8 protein-coding genes are annotated in these 6044 nt (G+C 68.3%); 6 read left to right on the top strand and 2 right to left on the bottom strand.

The genetic code is table 11. The features are described 5' to 3' along the window. The 3 genes from HMPREF2886_RS08395 to HMPREF2886_RS08385 form a co-directional block, all read left to right on the top strand. Window positions 1–385: cbb3-type cytochrome c oxidase subunit I (locus tag HMPREF2886_RS08395; RefSeq protein WP_177344446.1), on the top strand; the 385-nt coding region annotated here is incomplete at its 5' end. A 2-nt stretch (window positions 386–387) separates the two neighbouring features. Next, window positions 388–609, top strand: coding sequence for a hypothetical protein (locus HMPREF2886_RS08390; RefSeq protein ID WP_070747111.1), 222 nt, complete (start codon window positions 388–390; stop codon window positions 607–609). A 91-nt stretch (window positions 610–700) separates the two neighbouring features. After that, window positions 701–1858: a CBS domain-containing protein gene (locus tag HMPREF2886_RS08385; protein WP_070747109.1), complete on the top strand. Its 1158-nt coding sequence runs from the start codon at window positions 701–703 to the stop codon at window positions 1856–1858. On the opposite strand, the gene HMPREF2886_RS08380 is transcribed toward HMPREF2886_RS08385, so the two are convergent. After that, window positions 1846–2709 (bottom strand): LysR family transcriptional regulator, encoded by an 864-nt coding sequence (locus HMPREF2886_RS08380; RefSeq protein WP_023087571.1) that lies wholly within the window; start codon window positions 2707–2709, stop codon window positions 1846–1848. The two genes, HMPREF2886_RS08385 and HMPREF2886_RS08380, sit on opposite strands and share 13 nt — an antisense overlap. Before the next feature lie 284 nt (window positions 2710–2993). On the opposite strand from HMPREF2886_RS08380, the gene HMPREF2886_RS08375 reads away from it, so the two are divergent. Beyond that, a complete protein-coding gene (locus HMPREF2886_RS08375) occupies window positions 2994–3269 on the top strand; it encodes a hypothetical protein (protein WP_003098204.1) in 276 nt (91 codons plus the stop codon). Between the two features lie 48 nt (window positions 3270–3317). Here the strand turns inward: HMPREF2886_RS08375 and HMPREF2886_RS08370 are convergent, their stop codons facing one another. After that, complete coding sequence (locus tag HMPREF2886_RS08370; protein WP_003098203.1) at window positions 3318–4523, bottom strand: GGDEF domain-containing protein; 1206 nt, start codon at window positions 4521–4523, stop codon at window positions 3318–3320. A gap of 248 nt (window positions 4524–4771) precedes the next feature. On the opposite strand from HMPREF2886_RS08370, the gene HMPREF2886_RS08365 reads away from it, so the two are divergent. After that, window positions 4772–5776: a GlxA family transcriptional regulator gene (locus HMPREF2886_RS08365; protein WP_070747107.1), complete on the top strand. Its 1005-nt coding sequence runs from the start codon at window positions 4772–4774 to the stop codon at window positions 5774–5776. A gap of 22 nt (window positions 5777–5798) precedes the next feature. Beyond that, window positions 5799–6041, top strand: coding sequence for a DUF1272 domain-containing protein (locus HMPREF2886_RS08360; protein WP_033977218.1), 243 nt, complete (start codon window positions 5799–5801; stop codon window positions 6039–6041). The last annotated feature ends 3 nt before the right edge of the window (window positions 6042–6044 follow it).

Below are 6044 nucleotides of genomic sequence, written 5' to 3'. Positions count from 1 at the left end.
CGCCCTCGGCTGGGTGGCGATGATCTCCATCGGCACGCTCTACCACATGATCCCGAAACTCTGGGGCCGCGAGCGGATGCACAGCGTCGGCCTGATCAACGCGCACTTCTGGCTGGCCACCATCGGCACCGTGCTGTACATCGCCTCGATGTGGGTCAACGGCATCACCCAGGGCCTGATGTGGCGGGCGATCAACGAGGACGGCACGCTCACCTACTCGTTCGTCGAGGCGCTGGTGGCCAGCCATCCGGGCTACGTGGTGCGCCTGCTCGGCGGCGCCACCTTCGCCAGCGGCATGCTGCTGATGGCCTACAACACCTGGCGGACCCTGCGCAGCGCGCAGGACCAGCGGCAGCCGGTCCTGGCGGCCGGCCAGGGGGCCTGAACATGCTGTTGTCCCTGCTGTGCCTCTCCACCCTGGCGCTCGGCCTCACGCTCAGCCTCGCCGGCAGTACCCGCGAGGAACGCGAGCAGGCTGCCCTGCTGCCGTTCGCCGACGACCCCGAGGCCGCCCGGCGGGTCGCCCGGGATACCGGCAAGATCTGCCGGCAGGTGGTCCGCCCCCTCGAGGAGCCCCGCGCAGCCGCCGGCCCGCCGTTCCTCGCCTGAACCGACTCCATCATCCAGGGATGGATGCCTCCAGCACGAAAGTGCCTTGCGGGGCCGGCAACGGCCCCTTTCTTTCGCTTCGAAGAGCTCCATGAACGACTCCCCCAGCACCGCTGTACGCACCTGGCTGAAAGGCTTCCGCCCCCTGACCCTGAACGCCCGACCGCGCGACTGCCTGCGCGCCGGACTCGGCGCCTGCATCGGCGCGCTCGCCGCGGTATTCGCCTGCCAGGCATTGTTCGGCAGCGAACTGGCGCTACGCCTGGCAGCGCCGTTCGGCGCATCCGCCGTACTACTGTTCGCGCTCGCCTCCAGCCCCCTGGCGCAGCCCTGGTCGATGCTTGGCGGCAACCTGGTCGCTGCCCTGGCCGGCGGCCTCAGCGCCTACTGGTTCGGACACGATCTGGCCCCGGCCCTGGTCGGCATGGCCCTCGGCATGCTGCTGATGTTCGCCCTGCGCTGCCTGCATCCGCCGAGCTGCGCGCTGGCCCTGAGCGTGGCCCTCAACCCGTCCCTGAGCGAACTCGGCATCGACGTGGTCTGGCCGATCCTGCTCTCCACCCTGGTGCTGATCGGTTGCGCGCTGCTCTACAACAACCTGATGCGCTCTCCCTACCCGCGGCCCTACCAGCCGCCGCGGGCCAATCTCCATGGCACCCGCGACCTGACGCCGAGCGCACGGACGGACTTCTCCGCCCGGGACCTGGACCAGGCGCTGCAGGACTTCGGCGAATACGTCGACATCACCCGCGACGACCTCGAGCGACTGATCCACCACACCGAGCGCTACGCCTTGCGCCGGCGCATGGGCGAGCTGACCGCGGCACGGATCATGTCCCGCGACGTGCAGACCGCCAGCACCGAGACCTTCATCGACGACGCCTGGAAGCAGTTGCAGGAACACCACCTGAAGGCCCTACCGGTGCTCGACGAGCATCGGCGGCTGGCCGGCATCGTCACCCAGAGCGACCTGCTCAAGCACTTCCGCCCCGACGGCAGCCCGTTCAAGCGCCTGCACTTCCTGCGCGGGACCAAGCTGAAGACGATCATGACCACCCCGGTGGTCTGCGTACAGGCCGACACCCACGCCGTCGAACTGGTCTCGCTGCTATCCGACGAAGGCCTGCACTGCCTGCCGGTGCTCAACGAAGCCGGCTACCTGGTCGGCATCGTCAGCCAGACCGACCTGATCGCCGCGCTCTACCGCAACTGGCTGCAGCACCTGGGCCAGGCCGATCAGATCACGTAGTCCCAGCGCTGCGACCAGTCGCTGTCCTCGCGGACCACTTCGCGCAGCAACTGGAACGCATGGTGCAGGGTCGGCGACAGGCGCTCGCGGGAGTACACCAGGTAGGTCGGGTAGGCGAACTCCGGCGCCTGCTCGACCCGTTGCAGGGTGCCGCCATCCAGGTAGCTGCTCACCACCCGGGTACGGAAATAACCGCTACCGCCGTTCTGCATGATGTACTGCAGGGCCAGCGGACCGAGGTTGCAGGCCAGCGCGGCCTTGGCCCGGTCCGGCAGCGCGGCATCGTGCTGGCTGCGGAAATCCGGGCCCCAGTCGACATAGAGATAGGGCTCCGCGGATAGCACGGAGCGCACCATCACCAGCTTTTCCTCCAGCAACTGCTCGACCTGCAGCCCCGGCCAGTATTCCGGCTGGTAGACCAGCGCGGCGTCCAGCGCGCCCTGCTCCAGTTGCTTGAGCAGGTCGGCGCCCTGGCCGATCTCGACCCGCACGGCGTGGCCGGGAATCGCCTCGCGCAGGCGCCGCATCCAGTTCAGCAGCAGCGGATTGCACAGGCTGACCTCGCCACCGAGGTTGAGCAGGTTGCGGAAGCCGTCCGGCAGCGGCAGGTCGCGTCGCGCCGCGTCCCAGGTCTGCACCAGTTGGCTGGCGTAGCCGAGGAAGTGCTCGCCGTCGGCGGTCAGGCGCGCGCCCGCGCGGTTGCGCACGAACAGCCGGCAGCCGAGTTGTCCTTCGAGGTTCTGGATGCGCGCGGTGACGGCGGTCTGGGTCAGGTGCAGGCGTTCCGCGGCGGCGACGAAGCTACCGCTGCGGGCGATCTCCAGGAAGGTACGGGCGAGGTCGATATCCATGCGAAGCGGTCCGCTGCCACAGGTGGGCCGCCATTCTAGGCTGTGCAGGCGCGAGCGGCGAGCACGGAGCGGCCAGGCCGCCAGCCTGGGAATCTGCGACAAAACACCGCGCCTAGCCGCTTCGGCACGCTAAAACCCTTCGAAAAAGCGACAACCTGTTGCACAAACGCGCCAGGCCGTGACTTTTTCGCTTTCGAAAGCATCAGTTAGCGTGACCGAACACGGTGGAGCCGGGAAGCGCCACCCATGTTCCACACAGACATGAACGAGAGAGACCGACTCCCATGAACGCTACGCTCCGTTTCAACGAGGCTTTGCTGATCACCGGGCGCGCCTTCCAGCCATACCAGTGCGTTGCCTGGTCCGAGCTAGGCAGTGACGGCGGCCTGAGCCTGTCCGTAGTCGATCGCACCGGCACCCGCCTGCTGGGCCGTGCGCGCATTCCGAGCTCCGCCTACTCCGATCCGGAGCAGCTTGCCGGCCTGCTGCAACAGGCACGCGAAGAACTCAGCCACAACGGCTACAACCTGCAGGACTGGAGTATGCCCAGCCAAGGCTGAGCCGCTCCATACGACGAAAGGCGCCCACGGGCGCCTTTTTCGTTTCCTCTATTCGAGGCGGTCGTGCTGCCGGAACGCCACGCGCACCGCGTTGCGCCCTGCATCCTTGGCCTCGTAGAGCGCGCGGTCGGCCTCGCGATAGAGCGCGTCCAGGCCCATGCCGGAGGTCGAATAGGCCACCCCCAGGCTGATGGTCAGGCAGGGGCCGGCGCTGGAGCCCAGGTGCTCGATGCCCAGCGCCTCCACCGCCTGCCGCAGGCGCTCGGCAATGGCCAGGGTGTTGCCCTCCTCGCTATCGTAGAGCAACACGGCGAACTCCTCCCCGCCCAGGCGCGCGGCGATATCCAGCGGCCGCCGCGCGCCCTGCCGGAGCACGACGCCAAGCTGGCGCAGGGCGGCATCGCCGGCCGGATGCCCGTAGTGGTCGTTGTAGGCCTTGAAGTCGTCGACATCCACCAGGATCAGCGCCACCCCCTTTTCCTCGCGGGCGCCCTGCTCCAGGGCCCGCTGGGCGAGCAGCTCGTAGTAGCGCCGGTTGACCAGGCCGGTGAGGCTGTCCTGTTCGGCCATCATGCCCAGCAGCCGCCGGCCGAGGAACTGCTCGCGCTGGGCGTAGTCCTGCAGGTACAGGGCGAACGAGCAGATCAGGACCACCAGGCCGTTGTAGAGCGTATTCAGCAGGTTGGTGCGCAGGTTCTCTTCGCCGCCGAAGAGCAGGAATACCGCCAGGTTCAGGGCCAGGCACAGCAACGCCAGGCGCACGCAGGCCCAGAACGCCAGGCCGAGCGGGAAGAACACCGCGAGGATGCCCAGGGTCGCGCCCAACTGGGTGAAGCGCGGCACCCCATGCCACTCGAACAGCACGTCGCAGGCCAGCACCGCCAGGTTGATCAGCAGCAGGCAGTAGGGGGCGATGGCATCGCCGACCTTGCGCAGGCTGGGCAGGAAGGCCGCCGGCCAGACCACCAGCAGCAGGCCGATCATTCCCAGGCGCACGCCCAGCAGTTGCTCGAACAGGCTGGGGTGCAGGCGGATGTCCACCATCATCCAGTCGGCCACGATGAACAGCGCCCAGATCAGGAACGCCACCCCGATGGCGGCGCGCCGCTGCATCAGCGAGTTCCAGCTGAGAAACTCGCGAAACTCGTTTTCCAGCTCCTTTTCGAACCGCAACCAACGAAAGCCGTTGCGCAACTGGCGCGCATACGGATTATCCGGCAGACCAGCCTGTACCAGGCTGTCGCGTGCAAGCATGCTGACTCCCCTACCTCGGACCGAACGCTGAAACAGGCCTGGACGACAATACCCTGGCGCCTCTGCAGCGATGAGTCAAAAAGCCATCACCCGTTACCAGACAATAGGGCATGCGGCGTGCCGAGGCGATACCAACCATCGGCGCAGCGGGACGCCCCGGCGAGCGAATGGCAAGATCCGTGGGCCAGCTGGCATTGCGGCCAGGTCCGAAGGACGCCAGACTGCCGCCATCGCCATGAGGTTGTGCCATGCCCGAACCGCGCCTGATTGCCTGCCTGATCTATCCCGACGTGATGAGCCTGGACGTGACCGGACCGCTGCAGGTATTCGCCTCGGCCAACGTCGAACGCCAGCGCCAGGGCCTGCCGCCGTTCTACCGGATACAGGTGCTCGGCGAGCGTAGCGAAGCGGTGCCCAGTTCCGCGGGCATCCGCATCTGCGCCGACCTCGCCTGGCGCGACTGTCCGCCGGAAAGCCTGGACACCCTGTTGGTGCCCGGCGGCCTCGGTGTCGAGGCGCAGACCCGCAACCCCGACCTGCTCGCCTGGTTGAAAGCCGCCGAACCGTGCATACGGCGGCTCGGCTCGGTGTGTTCGGGAGCGCTGATCCTGGCCGCCGCCGGGGTTCTCGACGGACGCCCGGCGACCACCCACTGGGCCGACGTGGCGACGCTGCGCCAGGGGTTTCCCGGCATCCATGTGCAAGGCGACCGCCTGCACACCTACGACCCGCGGTGCCGCGACGGCGACGCCCACATCTTCACCTCGGCCGGCGTCACGGCGGGAATCGACCTGGCCCTGGCGCTGGTCGAGGCCGACCTCGGCCGCAGCCTGGCGCTCAGCGTCGCGCGGCGCCTGGTGATGTTCCTCAAGCGTCCTGGCGGCCAGGCCCAGTTCAGTGCCTGGCTGACCCCGGAACCGAGCCGCACCCCTCGCCTGGCCGCGCTGCTGGAGTGGATTCCCGCCAACCTCGCCGGCGACCTGTCCCTGGAAGCCCTTGCCGACCGGGCCTGCATGAGCCCGCGTACGCTGTCCCGGGTATTTCTCCAGGAACTGGGCATGGCGCCCGGTCGCTACGTCGAGCGGGTTCGCCTGGAGGCCGCGCGCGCCCTGCTGCAGGACGCCCAGGCGTCGATCGCCACGGTGTCCCGGCTGTGCGGCTTCGGCCATCCGGAAAACCTCCGGCGGACGTTCCACAAGCATCTTTCGGTCAGCCCCCAGGAATACGCCGAACGCTTCGGCATGCTGGCCTGACGCTCCCACCGAGGACCTTCCCATGCTGGAACTGCGCCCCAACTGCGAGTACTGCGACCGCGACCTGCCCGGCGACAGCGGCGACGCGCTGATCTGCACCTTCGAGTGCACCTTCTGCCGCGACTGCGCGACGGTCCGCCTGGGCGGCCGGTGCCCGAACTGCGGCGGCGAACTGCTGGCCCGGCCAAGGCGTCCGCGGGATGCGCTGGCCCGTCACCCCGCCTCCAGCCGACGCGTCGTCAGGCCCGGCGGTTGTCCGGAGTGACAC

Source organism: Pseudomonas sp. HMSC066A08, assembly GCF_001813025.1.
Taxonomy (GTDB): domain Bacteria; phylum Pseudomonadota; class Gammaproteobacteria; order Pseudomonadales; family Pseudomonadaceae; genus Pseudomonas; species Pseudomonas aeruginosa.
The sequence above is the reverse complement of the archived record's forward strand: the minus strand, read 5'-3'. Positions and strand labels throughout refer to the sequence as shown.

Coding starts and splice junctions, on each gene's coding strand:
- HMPREF2886_RS08390 (WP_070747111.1), top strand. CDS start 388: ATGCTGTTGTCCCTGCTGTGCCTCTCCACCCTGGCGCTCGGCCTCACG.
- HMPREF2886_RS08385 (WP_070747109.1), top strand. CDS start 701: ATGAACGACTCCCCCAGCACCGCTGTACGCACCTGGCTGAAAGGCTTC.
- HMPREF2886_RS08380 (WP_023087571.1), bottom strand. CDS start 2,709: ATGGATATCGACCTCGCCCGTACCTTCCTGGAGATCGCCCGCAGCGGT.
- HMPREF2886_RS08375 (WP_003098204.1), top strand. CDS start 2,994: ATGAACGCTACGCTCCGTTTCAACGAGGCTTTGCTGATCACCGGGCGC.
- HMPREF2886_RS08370 (WP_003098203.1), bottom strand. CDS start 4,523: ATGCTTGCACGCGACAGCCTGGTACAGGCTGGTCTGCCGGATAATCCG.
- HMPREF2886_RS08365 (WP_070747107.1), top strand. CDS start 4,772: ATGCCCGAACCGCGCCTGATTGCCTGCCTGATCTATCCCGACGTGATG.
- HMPREF2886_RS08360 (WP_033977218.1), top strand. CDS start 5,799: ATGCTGGAACTGCGCCCCAACTGCGAGTACTGCGACCGCGACCTGCCC.